The sequence below is a fragment of the Solidesulfovibrio sp. genome, assembly GCF_029978005.1.
Lineage (GTDB): Bacteria > Desulfobacterota > Desulfovibrionia > Desulfovibrionales > Desulfovibrionaceae > Solidesulfovibrio.
Genome location: NZ_JARKOZ010000058.1, coordinates 57,654 through 71,496, shown reverse-complemented (window position 1 = coordinate 71,496; position 13,843 = coordinate 57,654). Strand labels below are relative to the sequence as shown.

The 13,843-nt window shown below is 68.6% G+C and carries 12 protein-coding genes; 8 read left to right on the top strand and 4 right to left on the bottom strand.

Going from position 1 to position 13,843, the window contains the following annotated elements; genetic code table 11:
• Window positions 1-6 precede the first annotated feature (6 nt).
• The 4 genes from Q1K70_RS07085 to Q1K70_RS07070 all read right to left on the bottom strand — a co-directional run bounded on the left by Q1K70_RS07085 (window position 7) and on the right by Q1K70_RS07070 (window position 4,537).
• Window positions 7-351, bottom strand: a complete 345-nt coding sequence (locus tag Q1K70_RS07085; RefSeq protein ID WP_300157302.1) for an STAS domain-containing protein — start codon at window positions 349-351, stop codon at window positions 7-9.
• Between the two features lie 51 nt (window positions 352-402).
• On the bottom strand, window positions 403-1,620 hold the full coding sequence (locus tag Q1K70_RS07080; RefSeq protein WP_300157300.1) for a response regulator: 1,218 nt from the start codon (window positions 1,618-1,620) through the stop codon (window positions 403-405).
• The gene (locus tag Q1K70_RS07075) at window positions 1,617-4,016 is read right to left on the bottom strand and encodes a PAS domain S-box protein (RefSeq protein ID WP_300157298.1); all 2,400 of its coding nucleotides are present in this window, start codon (window positions 4,014-4,016) and stop codon (window positions 1,617-1,619) included. Before Q1K70_RS07075 ends, Q1K70_RS07080 begins: the two co-directional genes overlap by 4 nt.
• 77 nt (window positions 4,017-4,093) lie before the next feature.
• Window positions 4,094-4,537, bottom strand: a complete 444-nt coding sequence (locus Q1K70_RS07070; protein ID WP_300157296.1) for an Rrf2 family transcriptional regulator — start codon at window positions 4,535-4,537, stop codon at window positions 4,094-4,096.
• Window positions 4,538-4,865: 328 nt separating this feature from the next.
• Between Q1K70_RS07070 and Q1K70_RS07065 the strand changes: the two genes are divergently transcribed.
• The 8 genes from Q1K70_RS07065 to Q1K70_RS07030 all read left to right on the top strand — a co-directional run bounded on the left by Q1K70_RS07065 (window position 4,866) and on the right by Q1K70_RS07030 (window position 13,814).
• Window positions 4,866-5,462: a TetR/AcrR family transcriptional regulator gene (locus Q1K70_RS07065; RefSeq protein WP_300157294.1), complete on the top strand. Its 597-nt coding sequence runs from the start codon at window positions 4,866-4,868 to the stop codon at window positions 5,460-5,462.
• Window positions 5,462-7,591, top strand: coding sequence for a SulP family inorganic anion transporter (locus Q1K70_RS07060; protein ID WP_300157292.1), 2,130 nt, complete (start codon window positions 5,462-5,464; stop codon window positions 7,589-7,591). The genes Q1K70_RS07065 and Q1K70_RS07060 overlap by 1 nt, the downstream gene beginning before the upstream one ends.
• Window positions 7,592-7,613: 22 nt before the next feature.
• Window positions 7,614-8,840 (top strand): response regulator, encoded by a 1,227-nt coding sequence (locus Q1K70_RS07055; protein ID WP_300157290.1) that lies wholly within the window; start codon window positions 7,614-7,616, stop codon window positions 8,838-8,840.
• A gap of 67 nt (window positions 8,841-8,907) precedes the next feature.
• Complete coding sequence (locus tag Q1K70_RS07050; protein WP_300157288.1) at window positions 8,908-10,644, top strand: PAS domain-containing sensor histidine kinase; 1,737 nt, start codon at window positions 8,908-8,910, stop codon at window positions 10,642-10,644.
• On the top strand, window positions 10,622-10,984 hold the full coding sequence (locus tag Q1K70_RS07045) for a response regulator (RefSeq protein WP_300157286.1): 363 nt from the start codon (window positions 10,622-10,624) through the stop codon (window positions 10,982-10,984). Before Q1K70_RS07050 ends, Q1K70_RS07045 begins: the two co-directional genes overlap by 23 nt.
• Window positions 10,985-11,062: 78 nt before the next feature.
• Entirely contained in the window at window positions 11,063-11,695 is a 633-nt protein-coding gene (locus tag Q1K70_RS07040; protein ID WP_300157284.1) for a sensor histidine kinase, read from the top strand.
• A gap of 312 nt (window positions 11,696-12,007) precedes the next feature.
• Window positions 12,008-13,261, top strand: a complete 1,254-nt coding sequence (locus Q1K70_RS07035; protein ID WP_300157282.1) for a uracil-xanthine permease family protein — start codon at window positions 12,008-12,010, stop codon at window positions 13,259-13,261.
• Between the two features lie 406 nt (window positions 13,262-13,667).
• The gene (locus tag Q1K70_RS07030) at window positions 13,668-13,814 is read left to right on the top strand and encodes a hypothetical protein (protein WP_300157280.1); all 147 of its coding nucleotides are present in this window, start codon (window positions 13,668-13,670) and stop codon (window positions 13,812-13,814) included.
• The last annotated feature ends 29 nt before the right edge of the window (window positions 13,815-13,843 follow it).

The following is a 13,843-nucleotide window of genomic DNA, read 5'->3' as shown; positions in this document are numbered from 1 at the left end:
GCGGTTTCAGCCGCAAAGGCGCTCCAGGGCCGTTTCCCGGTCGGGATAGGTCTCGAAGATGGTCCCGAGCGTCACCACCCGGATGATCTTCTCCACATGGGGGTGCAGGTTGCACACGCCAAGCCGCCCTCCCCGGGCGGCGGCGGCCTTGCGCATGGTCACCATGGCGCCGATGGCCTTGCTGTCCAGAAACGTCACCCGGCCGAGGTCGAGCAGCAGTTCGCGGGCCTTGGCGCTTTCGTAGCGCAGAATCACCGCGTCCTTGAACGCCTCGCTCACGGTGTGGTCCACTTCCGGGACGAGCACCGTCACGATCAGGCACGCGCCTTCAAGGGTCGCCGACAGTTCCATGGGCACCTCGCGGGTTTCGCCCGTAACGCAAGGCGGCGGGCGGCGTGAGCGTCACTGCTCGTCGGGCTCGCGGGCCAGGACCGCCTCGCAGCCCGCCCGCCAGGCCGGCAGCCGATGGGAAAGGCCCGACGCGGCCAGGTAGAGTTCGTCCAGGGGATTGATGGCGTAGCCCCGATGGATGACCACCAGTTCGTGCTCCAGCCGGTTGGCCACGTGCACGGCCAGAAGCGGCGAAAAACCGGCCCGGCGGTCGCGGGCCGGCTCGTGGTGCAGGTAGACCGCGCGCACCACGGCGTCCTCCACGCCCCAAAGCCCGAGCAGATAGGCCCCGACCTCGGCGTGGGACGCGCCGAAGACGCGCTGCTCCATCTCGAGGATGGTGCCCTGCCCGGCCTGACAGGCGGCGATGACCTCCCGGTAGGCCTTGGGAAAGTTGGTGGCCATGACCAGCTTGCCGACGTCGTGCAGGAGCCCGGCGATGTAGCAGCATTCCCGGTCGGCGGCCGAGGCGCCCTCCTGCTCGGCGATCTCCCGGGCCAGGCGGCCCGTGCCGAAGCTGTGTCCCCACAGCTTTTCCAGGTCGAAGTCCTTGAAGGCTTCCTTGTCGAAGCGGTCGAAGAGCCCGATGCCCAGCACCAACGCCTTGACGATCTCGAGCCCGAGCAGGTTGACGGCGTGGGCCGGGCTGGCCACGTGGGTACGCAGGCCGAAGAAGGCCGAATTGACGAGCTTCAATATGCCGGCGGACATGCCCACGTCCTGGGCGATGAGCCCGGACACCTCGCGCATGGACGGCTCCTCCCGGGACAGGGCGTCGAGCAGCGCCGCGTAGAGCCGCGGCACCGTGGGCAGCCGGTCGAGCTTGGCCACCACGTTTTTGACCCGGTCGTCCAGGAAGACCTCGCGCAACGACAGGCCCCGGGCGATGACGGCCTTGAGCTCGGCCGGCTGGCAGGGCTTGGGCAGGAACTGGTGGGCCGGACGCACGGTCTGCAGGATCATGTCCCGGTCGGAATGCCCGGAAAGCACGATGCGGATGGCCCCGGGGTTGGCGATCTGGGCCTCGCGCAAAAACATGGCCCCGTCCATGCCCGGCATGCGCATGTCGGCCACCACCACGTCGAAGGGCTGTTCGGCGATCATGGCCAGCCCGGAAGGGCCGTCCGTGGCGAAGGCCATCTCCCACTCGCCGCGCATGTCGTGGAACATGCGCCGCAGGGCCGAGAGCACGTTGGGTTCGTCGTCGACGAACAGGATGCGGGTCTTCACGGCGTCGCTCCGGGATGCGCCGTCGCCTTGCCGCCGTCGAAGGGCACGCGCACGATGAAGGTGGTCCCCAGGCCCGGTTCGCTCTCGAAGTCGATGGAGCCGCCGTGCTTGGCCACGATGATGTTGTGGGTGATGGCCAGGCCCTGGCCGGTGCCTTTGCCCACCTCCTTGGTGGTGAAGAAGGGGTCGAAGATCTTGGGGCGGTTTTCTTCGCTTATGCCCGTGCCGGTGTCGGACACGGACAACTTGAGGAATTCGCCGTCGGCCTCGGTGCGGACGGTGATGCGGCCCTTCTCCGCCGTGCCCTTGACCTTTTCGGCCACGGCGTGGGCGGCGTTGATCAGGACGTTGAGGATGACCTGGTTGAAGTCGCCGGGCAGGCACAGGACCGGCGGCAGGCTCCGGTCGAGCTCGAGGACCACGTCGGCCACGTACTTCCATTCGTTTTTGGCCACGGTGACGGTGTTCTCCACGGCGGCGTTGACGTCCACGGCGGTCTTCTCCTCGCCGCCGGGATGGGAGAACTTCTTCATGGCCGAGACGATGGCCGTGACCCGGGCCACGCCTTCCACGGACTGCTCCAGGGCCCGGGGGGCCTCCTCCAGGAGGAAGTCCGCGTCCGCGGACTTGCGGGCCGCCTCGATGTCGGCCAGGGCCTGCGCGTCCCCGGCCGCCTCGGCCAGCCGCCTGGCCACGGCCTCCACCCCGGACAGGGCCTGGCCCAGGGCCTCGAAGGCCGTGGACAGGAAATGCAGGTTGTCCCCGATGTACTGGGTGGGCGTGTTGATCTCGTGGGCGATGCCGGCGGCCAGCTCGCCCACGGACTCGAGCTTCTGGGCCACGGCCAGCTGGCGTTCCAGGGCCTTGCGCTCGCTCACGTCGAAGACGATCTCGAAAAGGCGCAGCTCGCCGCGCCGCTTGGCCGAGACCACGGTCTTGACGATGGGCACGATGCGCCCGTCGGGACGGTACAGGCGCATCTCCTCGTTGACCAGGTTGCGCTCGGCCAGGACGCACTCGGCGAAGGCCCGGCCGTCGGGGTAGCGCCAGCCGATGTCCTGGCAGGCGCGGCCGACGATCTCCTCCCGGGGCCGGGCGCAGAGTTCCTCGGCTACGGGGTTGACGTCCTCGATGACCATGGTCTTGGGGTCGATGACGAAGATGCCGGCCTTGATGCCCGTGAGGATGCGGCGCAGCACTTCCTGCTCGTCGCGCAGGGCCTTTTCCACCAGCTTGCTCTCGGTCACGTCCGTGGCCACGCCGACGATGCCCTGCGGCCGGCCCTCGGCGTCGTCGAACCGGGCCCGGTGGAAGACCAGGTGGCGCTCCCGGCCCGAGGCGTCGTCGAGACTGACCTCGAAGCGCTGCACGCCGCCCTTTTGCAGGATCTCCCGGTCCTTGTCGGCCAGAAGCTCCCCGGTCTCCTCGGAGAAGATGTCCCGGGCCGTGAGCCCCAGGGCGCTCTCCACGGACACGCCGAGCAGGGTCTCGAAGGCCCGGTTGAGGGTCACGTAGTGGCCCTCGGTGTCCTGGACGTAGATGGGGTTGACGGCCGCGTCCATGAGGCTGTGCTGGAAGGAGAGCTGGTTGTGGAGCTCGGTCTCGGCCCGGCGGCGGTCGGTGATGTCTTCGGCCACGGCCAGCACGCATTCGGGGCGGCCGGCCGCGTCGCGCACGGCGGTGAGGGTGACGCGGCACCAGATGATCGTGCCGTCCGGGCGCAGGTAGCGCTTCTCGCGCACCACGGCCTGACGCCGGCCCGCCAGCAGCTCCTCGCGGGCGTTGTCGCGCGGGTCCAGCTCGTCGGGGTGGGTGATGTCCATGAAGGTACGGCCCACGAGCTCCATGGGCGTGCGGCCCACCATGCGGGCGAAGCGGTCGTTGACCTCCAGGAAGCGGCCGTCGGGGGTCTGGCGGTTGACCCCGACCCCGGCCTGCTCGAACACGGCCCGGAAGCGGCGCTCGCTTTCGGTCAGCTCCTGGCAGCGCCGGGCGAGCAGATCCTCGGCCCGCAGGCGCAGGGCCCCCTCCAGGGCCACGGCCAGTTGGAACCGGTCCAGGGGCTTGAGCAGCAGCCCGTACGGCTTGGCGTCGGAAATTTGCGACAGCACGTCCTGGTCGCGGTGGGCGGTCATGAAGACCACGGGGATGCCGCGCGCGCCCAGGGCCTTGCCCAGGGCCACGCCGGCGGCGGCATCGGGGAGCAGGATGTCCACGAGGGCGATGTCCGGGGCGCGCCGCGCGGCCAGGTCCATGGCCGCCGGGGCGTCCGCCGCCGGCCCCAGGCCCTCGTAGCCCAGATGGGAGAGCAGGCGGCGCAGGAGATCGGCCGAGGTCAGGTCGTCCTCGGCGATCAGAACGCGTTTGCGTTCCCCTTTGCTCTCCCCTTCGGCCATTGCATCCGCCCGCCAGCGCTTGTCATCGCCAACTTCCCTTACAATAGGGCAAAATGCGGGCGGCGTTCAAGCATTATTCACGAATGCTTCCGGCCGCCCTTCCCGGCGGACTGGCCGGCCCGGGCCACCAGGTCGGCCAGGGTGATGGCGTCCAGCGCCTGGTGCATGGCCTTCGAGGCCTCGACCCAGACCTCGCGGGTGAGACAGTCGGCCAGGCGCGGGCAGGGCCGGCCCGGGTCGGATTCGCACTCGACCAGGGAGAGCTCGCCCTCCAGGGTGCGCACGATGTCGCCTACGGAAATCGTCTCCAGGGGCATGGCCAGCTCGTGGCCGCCGCGCGGCCCCCGCCGGCTGCGCACGAACCCGGCCTGCTTGAGCTCGCGCACGAGTTTTTCCAGGTATTTGACGGACACGCCCTGGCGTTCGGCGATGTCCTTGATGCGCACGGGGCCGTCGCCGCCGTGCAGGGCCATGTCGAGGATCATCCGGGTTCCGTAGCGGCTGCGGGTGGTGAGCTTCATGGCCGGTGCCTCCTGACTGGCGGGCGTGCGACGGACTGCCGGCGCGCGGGACCGGCATTCATACAAGGATGGTAGAAAAATCGGATGCCGCCGTCAACGCGGCCGTGGCCAAAGACCTCCGCCGGGCCGGGGCGGCCCGGGGATCGCCGTCCGGCCGGCTTCCGGCTGTCGGGCAGGAAAATTCGAATAATTTATCAATAAAAAACAGTCCTGCTGCAATCAAGCATTACCGCTGCGTCACAATGGGGTCCGGGATTCTTGACAGGGCCGGCCCCTGGGCCTAAAGAAAAACCGACTGAGCACTCAGTCAAATTGTGCCGGACTTCACATGACGCGAAAAGAAGCCATACGCTACGCCGCCACGGTACTGTTTGCCCACAAGGGGTTCCAGGAGACCACCATGCAGGACATCTGCAAGGTCACCGGAACGGCCGAGGGCACGATCTTCTATCATTTCAAAAGCAAGGAAGGCCTGCTCATGGCCATCCTCGAGCACGCCAAGACCCAGATATTAAGCGAATACGAGGCCGCCTTCACCGGCCGCGACTTCGCCTCGGGACTGGAGATGATGGAGGAGGCGGTGGCCCACTACTTCCGCCTGGCCGGCGTCATGGAGCACGAGTTCACCCTGCTCCAGCGCCAGTTCCCCCACCAGCTGGCCGAGGAGAACCCCGAGTGCCGGTCCCACCTGGCCGCCATCTACAGCTGCCTGACCGACATCTTCGAGCGGGTGGTCCGGGCCGGCCAGGCCGACGGATCCATGGGCGCGTTTCCGCCCCGGGAGACGGCCATGATCCTGTTCGCCATGGTGGACGGCCTGCTGCGTCTCAAGACCTGCAACCTCTACGACGCCGGGGCGCTCTACGACGAGCTGATCGCATCCTGCCGCAGGATGCTGGCTAAACCATGTGACGGGAGTTGCTGATGCTGCTGCGAATCTTTCCCTTCCTCGGCTGGTTCTCGGGCTACGACACGGCCAAGCTGCGCGCCGACGCCATCGCCGGCCTGACCGTGGCCCTGGTGCTCATCCCCCAATCCATGGCCTACGCCCAGCTGGCCGGCATGCCGCCCTACTACGGCCTGTACGCCTCGTTTCTGCCGCCGCTGATCGCCGCCCTGTTCGGCTCCAGCCGCCAGCTGGCCACCGGCCCGGTGGCCGTGGTCTCGCTCATGACCTCGGCCTCCCTGGCCCCCCTGGCCACGGCCGGTTCCGAGGGCTACATCGCCTACGCCATCCTGCTGGCCCTGCTCGTGGGCGTCTTCCAGTTCCTGCTGGGCGTGCTGCGCCTCGGGCTCGTGGTCAACTTCCTGTCCCACCCGGTGGTCAACGGCTTCACCAACGCCGGCGCGCTCATCATCGCCTCCTCCCAACTGTCCAAGATGTTCGGCGTGTCCGTGGACGACGCCGAGCACTACTACGAGACCATCGGCCGCGTCTTCGCCGCGGCCTGGCACCACACCGACTGGACGACCTTCGTCATGGGCGCGGCGGCCTTCGCCATCATGTTCGGGCTCAAGAAGCTCAACCCGCGCATCCCCAACGTGCTGGTGGCCGTGGTCCTCACCACCCTGGCCTCCTGGGCCATGGGCTACGAGCACAACGCCACGGTGAACCTCGCCGCCATCCGCTCGCCCCAGGTGGTCGCCGACGTCGAGGCCTTCAACAAGGCCGCCGCGGCCCTGCCGGCCATCGCCGCCAAGCGCGCCGAGATCACCCCGCGCGAGGACGCGGCCAAGGCCTCGGGCGACCCGGCCGCCATTCTGGACGTGGACCACGAGATCGCCCTGCTCGACCTCGACAAGGAGCGGGCCAAGAAGGAGGCCGCCGCCTACCGGGCCCGGCTTCGCGGCTACCTCCTCGCCGGGGTCGCCGGCGCGGACGGGAGCCTCGCCTTCTACGAGAAGGGCGCGGTCCCGGCCGGAGCCAGGACCGACGGCCGCACCTGGATCCTGCGCGTGGGCAACTCGGCGCTCAAGACCGACAAGCTCCCCCTCATCGGCGGCGGCCAGGTGGTGGGCGTGGTGCCCTCGGGCCTGCCGTCCTTCACCGTGCCCGCCCTGGACGTTCGGGCCATGCTGCGGCTGCTCCCCTTCGCCGCCATCATCTCGCTGCTGGGCTTCATGGAAGCCATCTCCATCGCCAAGGCCATGGCCGCCAAGACCGGCCAGCGCCTGGACCCCAACCAGGAGCTCATCGGCCAGGGCCTGGCCAACATCCTGGGCGCGGTGGGCAAGAGCTACCCGGCCTCGGGCTCGTTCTCCCGTTCGGCCGTCAACCTGCAGGCCGGCGCGGTGACCGGGTTCTCCTCGGTGTTCACCAGCGCCACGGTGGTCGTGGCCCTCTTCTTCTTCACCCCGCTGCTCTACCACCTGCCGCAAAGCGTGCTGGCCGCGGTCATCATGATGGCGGTCATCGGGCTGCTCAACGCCACGGGCTTCATCCACGCCTGGAAGGCCCAGTGGTACGACGGAGCCATCTCCATCATCACCTTCGTGGCCACCCTGGCCTTCGCGCCGCACCTGGACAAGGGCATCATGATCGGCGTGACGCTGTCGCTTCTGGTCTTCCTCTACAAGAGCATGCGCCCGCGCGTGGCTTCGCTGTCGCTGACCGAAGACAGCGCCTACCGCGACGCCTCGGTGTTCAAGCTGGCCGAGTGCCCCTACGTGGCCGTGGTGCGCTTCGACGGCACGCTTTTCTTCGCCAACGCCAGCTTCCTGGAAGACCAGATCACCGAGCGCATGCAATCCAGCAAATCGCTCAAGCACATCATCCTGGCCGCCGATGGCGTGAACGACATGGACGCCTCGGGCGAGGAAGCCCTGTCCCTGCTCGTGGACCGCGTGCGCAGCGCCGGCCTTGACATCTCCCTTTGCGGCGTGAAGGAATCCGTCATGGACGTCATGAAGCGGACCCACCTTATCGAACATATCGGCGAGGACCACCTCTATCCCGATCTCGGCCAGGCCCTTTGCGCCGTGCACCAGGACTCCTGGCATGCCCCGGGGGAAAGCTGCCCCCTGACCAGCGTCTGTCGCCTGCCCGGCGCGTAAGCACGATCACAAGGAGCGATCCATGTCCGTCATCTCCCTTTTCAGCGGCGCTTTCTGCAAGGATGCCTCCGTCGTCGCGGCCCTGGAAACCACCACCGGCCTGCCCGTGGTCCGCGACGCCGACCTGACCGCCCTGGCCGGCAAGCTCTCGGGCCTCGGCGCGGACAAGATCGAGAAGGCCTTCACGGCCAAGACCTCGGTCTTCAACAAGTTCACCCACGAGAAGCAGCGCGCCGTGGCCTGGCTGCGCCTGGCCCTGGCCACGAAGCTGGCCGAGCAGGACCGCCTGCTCGTGTCCGGCTTCTGCGCCCTGCTCCCCCCGCGCGACATCGCCCACGTGCTGCGGGTGTGCCTCATCGCCGACGCCGCCTTCCGCCGGGCCGTGGCCGCCGGCGAGGCCGGCCTGTCCGACCGGGACGGCCAGCGGGCCCTGGAGCGCGCCGACGAGGACTGCGCCATGTGGTCGGCCCTGGTCGCCGACGTCAAGGACCCCTGGGCGCCGGCCCTCTACGACATGGTCGTGCCCATGGACAAGACCGGCGTGGACGAGGCCGCCGTGCTCGTCGCCAAGCACCTGGCCGACCCGGCCGTGCGCGTCACCGAGGCCTCCCGCGCCTGCGCCCGCGACTTCCTCCTGGCCGCCCGGGTGGAGACCGTGGTCACGGGCAAGGGCCACGACGTGGGCGTTTCCGCCAAGGACGGCGTGGTCATCCTCACCATCAACAAGAAGGTGCTGCTCCTCGACCGCCTGGAAAACGAGCTGCGCGCCATCGTCGGCAAGCTCGAGGGCGTCTCGGACGTGGTCACCAAGGTCGGCAAGGGCTACTACCAGACCGATATCTACCGCCGGGCCGACTTCGAGATGCCGACCAAGGTCCTGCTGGTGGACGACGAGCGCGAATTCGTGCAGACGCTCTCGGAGCGCCTGTCCATGCGCGAGGTCGGCTCCCACGCCGTGTTCGACGGCGAGTCGGCCCTGCGCATGATGGCCGACGACGAGCCCGAGGTCATGGTGCTCGACCTCAAGATGCCGGGCATCGACGGCCTGGAGGTCCTCAAGCGCACCAAGGCCGAACGGCCCGACGTCGAGGTCATCATCCTCACCGGCCACGGCTCCGAGGCCGACCGCGAGGAGTGCATGCGCCTGGGGGCCTTCGCCTACCTGCAAAAGCCCGTGGACATCGAGCTTTTGAGCGACACCCTCAAGCGGGCCAACGAGAAGGTCCAGGCGAGGAAGGCCGGGGCCTGACATGGGGCCGTCCGCCGGGAGTGCGCTTCCGGCGGACGACGCCGCCACCGCCGCAAGGACAGCCGCCATGGGGATCTTCCATCGCCTGCGCCCGGAATTCTGGAACGGCGCCGCCGACGGCGGGCCGTACCGCAGCCTGTTCAACTACAGGCGCGTGTGGCGGCTGTCCGTGCTGCTCCTGGCCGCCGTGACGCTGACCCCGCTTTGCATCATGACGGTCATCGACTTCAACGTCACCAAGCAGGCCGTCACCCAGGAAAACCTCCACCGCACCACCATCACCACCTCCAACACCCGGCGCACCCTGTCCTACTTCCTCGACGAACGCCTGGCCGCCCTCAATTTCGCCGCCAGGGCCGAGTCCTCCCGCGCGCTCGCCTCCCAGGAGCGTCTGGCCGCGGTGCTCGCCGACCTCAAGGCCGCCTTCGGCGGCTTCATGGACCTCGGCCTCATCGACGCCTCGGGCCGCCAGATCGCCTACGTCGGCCCCTACGACCTCCTCGGCATCGACTATTCCACCCAGGAATGGTTCACCAGGACCATGGCCTCGGGCTCCTACATCAGCGACGTGTTCCTGGGCTTTCGCAACGTGCCCCACATGATCATCGCCGTGCGCGCCGAGACCCCGGGCGGGGCCGCCTTCGTGCTGCGCGCCTCGGTGGACACCCAGCGCATCAACGACATCCTGGCCGGCATCGACCTCTCGGGCGGCGGCGACGCCTTCCTCATCAACCGCGACGGCGTGCTGCAGACCGTCTCGCGCTCCCACGGTTCGGTCTTCGAGCGCCTGAACATCCCGGTCCCCGACAATCCCGACCGCACCGAGGTCCACGAGATCCCCGACGACGGCGGGCTCATCATCGGCTACGCCTCCATCGAGCGCACGCCGCTGGTGCTCATGGTGGTCAAGCGCCAAACCGAGCTCATGCGGCCCTGGTACGCCATGCGCTTCAACCTCGTCGGCTTTCTCGGCGCGAGCATCCTGGTCATCCTCGTGGTGATCCTGGGCGTGGCCACCTACATGGTGGAAAAGATCTTCCACGCCGATCAGACCCGGGCCAAGACCATGGAGCAGATGGAGCACACCAACCGCATGGCCTCCATCGGCCGCCTGGCCGCCGGCGTGGCCCACGAGATCAACAACCCCCTGGCTATCATCAACGAGAAGGCCGGGCTCATGCAGGACCTCATCCGCTTTTCCAAGGAGCCGCCCCCACCCGAGCGCGTGTCGGGCCTGGTGGACTCCATTCTGGCCTCGGTGGAGCGGGCCGGAGCCATCACCAAGCGCCTGCTCTCCTTCGCCAGGCACCTGGAAGTGCACATCGAGGCCGTGAACCTGCGCAAGGTGGCCGAGGAGGTCCTGAGCTTCCTGACCAAGGAGGCGGAATACCGCCGCATTTCCGTGGATGTGGCGGCCGACCCGGCCGTGCCGGACATCGAGTCCGACCGGGGCAAGATCCAGCAGATCCTCTTGAACCTCGTCAACAACGCCTTCCAGGCCATGGACGACGGCGGCAGCCTGCGCCTGCGCGTGTTCAGGCCCGATCCGGAGAGCGTGGCCGTGGCCGTGGCCGACAACGGCTGCGGCATCCCGGCCGCGGACGTCAAACGCATTTTCGAGCCGTTTTTTTCCACCAAAAAAAAGAAAGGGGGCACGGGGCTGGGCCTGTCCATCACCTACGGACTGGTCCAGGAGCTCGGCGGCACGCTGGCCGTGGACAGCGAGCTCGGCCACGGCTCCACCTTCACCGTGACCTTCCCCCTGGCCAAAGGAGACGATGGTGCGCCTGCTGCTCGTGGATGACGAAGCGGAACTCGTCTCGGCCCTGGCCGAGCGCCTGAACCTGCGCGGCATCGAGGCCGACTACGCGACGGACGGGGACGCGGCCGCGGACAAGGTCCGGGCCAATGCCTACGACCTGGCCGTGCTCGACATGAAGATGCCGGGCTTAAGCGGCCTGGACCTGAAAAAAAAGCTCCAGCGTCTGCGCCCGGGCATGCGCTTCATCTTCATGACCGGACACGGCTCGGAGGAAGACTTCCGGGCCGGCTCGGCCGAGGCCGCCGGCTATCTGGTCAAACCCGTGCGCATCGAGGCGCTCCTGGCCGCGGTCGAGGCCGCCCTGGCCGCCGGACGGAGCTGACCCGTTCCACGGAATCCGCATATGCGCGCCCCCGGCGCAATGCTTTCGAGGGCCGCCGTGCCCAGCAAGGAGGCCGCCATGCCCGCATCGGACGCCCTGCCTTTTTTCGGCGACGTGTGCGCCGCCCTGTCCCACGAACTCAAAAACGTCCTGGCCGTGATCAACGAGCAGGGCGGACTCCTTGAGGATCTGGCCTGCCTGGCCGGCCGGGGCATGCCCCTCGACCCCGAACGTCTGGCCGCCGTGGCCGGCTGCCTGCAGAAGCAGGTCTGCCGGGGCGACGCCATCCTGACGAGCCTGAGCGCCTTCGCCCACACCGCCGACGCCGCGCCGCGCCCCCTGCCCTTGGCCCAGGCCGCCGGCCTGGCCGTGTCGCTGCTCCAGCGCCGCGCCGCCATGCGCCAGGTGGGCCTGTCCCTTGCCCCGTCCCCGGCGGAGCCTGTCGTGGTCCCGGCCGCGCCCTTTCCCCTGGTCCAACTGCTGTCCCGGTGTCTGGAGCGGGCCATGGACGCCCCGGACGCGGGCAAGGCCGTGAGCGTGGCCGTGGCCGCCGGCCCGGACGGCCCCGAGGCCCGTGTCTCGGGCATGGCCGGCGAGGCCGCCCTGGCCGGGGACGACCCCTTGCTGGCCCTGGCCGCCGCCCTGGGCGCGCGCCTGCGACCGGTCCCGGGCGGTCTGGCCCTGGCCTGGCCCGGCGGCGCGCCCCGCTGAAGCGGAGCCGCGTGGGAAGCATTTCTTGAAATATGGCGTTTTCGGTCAATCAGACGGAAATTCGCGATTTTTTGCTGCCTGAAGCCCCCGGGCCCCGGTCCGGGCTTCGCTAGGCGTCGCCCCCCGGGGCTTGTCCGTGCGGCCGCGCGCCTTCGCCTCCTGCGGCCGCCGCGACGGCCGGGGGCTTTCGCGGCCCTGCGCCGCCGGACCAGCCCCCGGCGCGGCCTCGCGCCGCGGCTCTGGCCGGCTGCCGGTTCTTGCTGTAGGAGCCTTGCGGCGGGGCCGCGTCACGGCCCGCCAAAGGAGGGTTCCATGGCGACGACACCCCGGGAGGGAAGCGACTACCAGTTGCGGGCGCGGGACATTCCCGTGGGCGCGCAGATGCTTTTCGTGGCCTTCGGCGCGCTGGTGCTGGTGCCGCTCCTGACCGGCCTCAATCCCAATGTGGCCCTTTTCTGCGCCGGCTGCGGCACCCTGCTCTACCAGCTGCTGACCAAGGGGCGCATCCCGATCTTCCTCGGCTCCTCCTTCGCCTTCATCGCGCCCATCATGTTTAGCGTCAAAACCTACGGCGTCGCCGCCACCACCGGGGCCCTGGCCGCCGTGGGCGTGGTCTACGCCGTCGCCGCCGGCGTCATCCGGGCGCGCGGCGTGGGCTTTCTCCAACGGCTTTTGCCCACCATCGTCACCGGGCCGGTCATCATGGTCATCGGCCTCATCCTGGCTCCTGTCGGCGTGGCCATGGCCATGGGCAAGACCGGCGACGGCGCGGCCGTGCTTTTTCCCGAACAAACGGCCATGCTCGTGTCCTTCTTCTCCCTGGCCGTGACCGTGACCGTGGCCATCTACGCCCGGGGGATGCTGCGCCTTTTGCCCATATTGAGCGGCATCGGCGCGGGCTACGTGCTGTCCCTGTGCCTGGGCATGGTGGATTTCTCCGCCGTGGCCGCCGCGCCCTGGTTCGCCGTGCCCCACTTCGTCGCGCCGTCGTTTTCCCTGGACGCCATGGTGGTCATCGTGCCCGTGGCCATCGCGCCCATCATCGAGCATTTCGGCGGCATCCTGGCCGTCGGCCAGGTGACGGGCCGCGACTACCTGCAAGACCCGGGCGTGGACCGGTCGCTTCTCGGCGACGGCGTGGCCACGGCCCTGGCCGGCTGCCTGGGCGGACCGCCGCTGACCACCTACGCCGAGGTCACGGGCGCGGTGGCGCTGACCAAGATCTACAATCCGGCGCTCATGACCTGGGCGGCGCTGACCGCCTTGTGCCTGGCCTTCGTCGGCAAGCTCGGGGCGCTGCTCCAGAGCATCCCCACCCCGGTCATGGGCGGCATCATGCTGCTTTTATTCGGAGCCATCATGGTGGTCGGCCTCAACTCCCTGGTGCGGGAGGGCGCGGACCTCATGGAGCCGCGCAACATGGTCATCGTGGCGCTCATCATCGTGCTCGGCATGGGGCGCATGACCTTCTCCCTGGGCGGACTGCGCCTGGAGGGCATCGGGCTGGCCGGCGTGGCCGGGGTGCTCCTCAACCTCGTGCTGCCCCTGCCGCGCCGGCGGGAATAGGCTGGCACGCGGGATGCAAGAACATGGGGCAAGCGGAGGTTATCCCTATGTTCTTCGAAAAAATAGTCATTGTATTCATGGTGGTTGCATCCTGCTACGCCCTCTCCTGTCTGGCCGACGCGGTTATCAAAACCAAACAAGCCGACTAACGAAATAAAACAGTTTCCCTCCTCGCCGCGCCCGACGGGAGGGGACCCCCGGTGGGGCGCGACAATGCCTTCCCCTTTCCGCACCGTCCGTTCGCGCCCTGCACGCTTGCCTCGACATCTTCCCCCGGTTACGGATACCCATTATCAGGATATCCGACATGCGTTCACGTCCCTTGCTCCCGCGCGGCCCCATCCGTTGGCTCTGCTCCCTCCTTTTCCCTGCTCTGACGCTTTTGTCCTGTCTTCCCGGCCCACTCTTGGCGGCCACGATCTACGTGGACGCCGCCGGCTCGGGCGACACGGAGGAAGTGGCCGGCGGGGCCTACACCGGGGAAATCCTCGAGGCCTACACCGCGGCGTCACCGTCACGGGCAGCGCCGCGAGCGGCAAAAACGGCCTGGTGACCATCCGCGGCGTGGAAGGGCAGCCCGTG